This is a genomic window from Burkholderia pseudomultivorans, from assembly GCF_902499075.1.
Classification (GTDB): domain Bacteria; phylum Pseudomonadota; class Gammaproteobacteria; order Burkholderiales; family Burkholderiaceae; genus Burkholderia; species Burkholderia pseudomultivorans.
The window spans coordinates 1-2,601 of sequence record NZ_CABVPP010000119.1 but is presented as its reverse complement, the minus strand read 5'-3'; the positions used below and the strand labels follow the sequence as shown (position 1 = coordinate 2,601).

The 2,601-nt window shown below is 66.7% G+C and carries 1 protein-coding gene; it reads right to left on the bottom strand.

Translation table 11 applies throughout. The annotated features are described in order from the left end of the window. A partial coding sequence (rnr, locus tag BST28156_RS34340) for a ribonuclease R (protein WP_174904562.1) occupies positions 1-2,280 on the bottom strand: 2,280 nt, incomplete at its 3' end. Between the last annotated feature and the right edge of the window lie 321 nt (positions 2,281-2,601).

Genomic DNA, 2,601 nt, shown 5'->3' with positions numbered 1-2,601 from the left:
GCCGCGCTCGGCGCCGGCTGCGGCGGGCGCGGCCGGCGGACGCGGCGCCTTCACCGGCGTGTCGCGCACGAGGCGAAAGTCGATCTTGCGCGCATCGAGATCGACGCGGCTCACCTGCACGCGGACACGGTCCGACAGGCGATAGCGGATGCCGGTGCGCTCGCCGCGCAGTTCGTTCTTGATCTCGTCGTACTGGAAGTAGTCCGAGCCGAGCTCCGTGACGTGCACGAGCCCTTCGATGAACAACGTGTCGAGCTGCACGAAGATGCCGAACGACGTGACGCCGTTCACCATCCCGCCGTATTCCTCGCCGAGCTTGTCACGCATGAAGTAGCACTTGAGCCAGGCCTCGACGTCGCGCGACGCCTCGTCCGCGCGCCGCTCGTTCGCCGAGCAGTGCAGGCCGAGCTCTTCCCAGATCGCGGTGTTGGTGCGCGTGCGGCTGCGCGCCTCGTCGTCGGCCTGCTGCATCGCGCGTGCGCGCGGCGACAGCGCGGTGTTCAGCTCGAAGCCGTCCGGCGCCTTCGGCACATACTTCTTGCCCGACAGGATCGCGTAGATCGCGCGGTGCGTGAGCAGGTCCGGATAGCGGCGGATCGGGCTCGTGAAGTGCGCATAGGCTTCGTAGGCGAGACCGAAGTGGCCGATGTTGTCCGGGCTGTACACGGCCTGCTGCATCGAGCGCAGCAGCATCGGCTGCAGCATCTGCGCGTCGGGCCGGTCGCGGATCTGCGCCATCAGCGCGGCGTAGTCGCTCGCATGCGGCTTGTCGCCGCCGCCGAGCGTGAGCCCCATGCCGCGCAGGAACGCGCGCAGGTTCTCGAGCTTCTCGGGCGTCGGCCCCGCATGCACGCGGTACAGGCCCGGATGCTTGTTGCGCTTCAGGAAGTCGGCCGCGCAGACGTTCGCCGCCAGCATGCACTCCTCGATCAGCTTGTGCGCGTCGTTGCGCTGGCGCGGCACGATCTGCTCGATCTTGCCCTGCGCGTTGCAGACGATATACGTCTCGGTCGTGTCGAAGTCGATCGCGCCGCGCTTCTGGCGCGCGGCGAACAGCGCCTTGTAGACGCCGTACAGGTTCTGCAGGTGCGGCAGCAGCTCCGCCCGGCGTGCGGCCTCCGGCCCTTTCGTGTTCGCCAGCACCGCCGCGACTTCCGTATAGGTCAGACGCGCGGCCGAATGGATGACGGCCGGATAGAACTGGTACGCCTTGATCTCGCCGCGCGACGTGATCACGATGTCGCACGCGAGCACGCAGCGGTCGACCTGCGGATTCAGCGAGCACAGGCCGTTCGACAGTTTCTCCGGCAGCATCGGGATCACGCGGCGCGGGAAATAGACCGACGTGCTGCGCTCGAGCGCGTCGGCGTCGAGCCCGCTGCCCGGCTGCACGTAGTGCGACACGTCGGCGATCGCGACGATCAGCCGGAAGCCGTCGCCGCGGCCGACCTTGACCGGCTCGCAGTAGACCGCATCGTCGAAGTCGCGCGCGTCCTCGCCGTCGATCGTCACGAGCGGCACGTCGCGCAGGTCGACGCGGAAGCGCAGGTCGGTCGGGCGCACCTTGTCCGGCAGCGCGGCGGCATCGTCGAGCGCCGGCTGGCTGAACTCGTGCGGCACGCCGTACTTGCGCACCGCGATCTCGATCTCCATGCCCGGATCGTCGATGTCGCCGAGCACCTCGACGACGCGGCCGAGCGGCTGCGAATGGCGGCTCGGGAAATCGGTCAGCTCGACGACGACGACCTGCCCGACCTTCGCCTTCTTCACGTTCTGCGTGATCAGGATGTCGTGGCCGATGCGCTTGTCTTCGGGCGCGACGATCAGCGCGCCGTTCTCGTTGAGCAGGCGGCCGATCACGCGCTTGTTCGCGCGCTCGGTCACCTCGACGACATGCCCTTCGGGGCGGCCGCGGCGGTCGTAGCCGACGATCCGCGCCAGCACGCGGTCGTTGTGCATCACCTTCTGCATCTCGCCGTTCGGCAGGAACAGGTCATCCTGGCCGTCGTCGCGGATCACGAAGCCGTAGCCGTCGCGATGGCCCTGCACGCGACCGGCGACGAAGTTCGACGGATGGGTGAGCTGGTAATGCCCGCGCTTGTCGAGGCGGATCTGGCCGTCGCGCTCCATCGCGGCGACGCGCCGGAAGAACCCTTCGCGCTCCTGACGCTTGATCGACAGGGCTTCGGCGATGTCGTTGGCGGCCAGCGGCGCGTCGCTCGTACGCAGCACGCCGAGAATCTCTTCACGGCTCGGAATGGGGTACGGATATTTGCTCAAGGGTTTGTCGATGATTGTTCTCGTTGCGTTGTCTGATGGTGCACGGCATCAACATAGAAGTGTCCGTCAGACAGTTCTATAGTGACGGCGGCGGATCATTCTATCACCCGCGCTGTGTCGTCCGATGACACGAATGCCGCGCCCCTGCGCGGCGACGGCCGGTTCGCGGCGCGTTGCAAAAAAGTGTTGACACGGATAATTGGGGCGCTATAATCTCGCTTCTTTGCAGCAAGCAGCTACTGCAAAACGTGCCCAGGTGGCGGAATTGGTAGACGCACTAGGTTCAGGTCCTAGCGGTGGCAACACCGTGGAGGTTCGAGT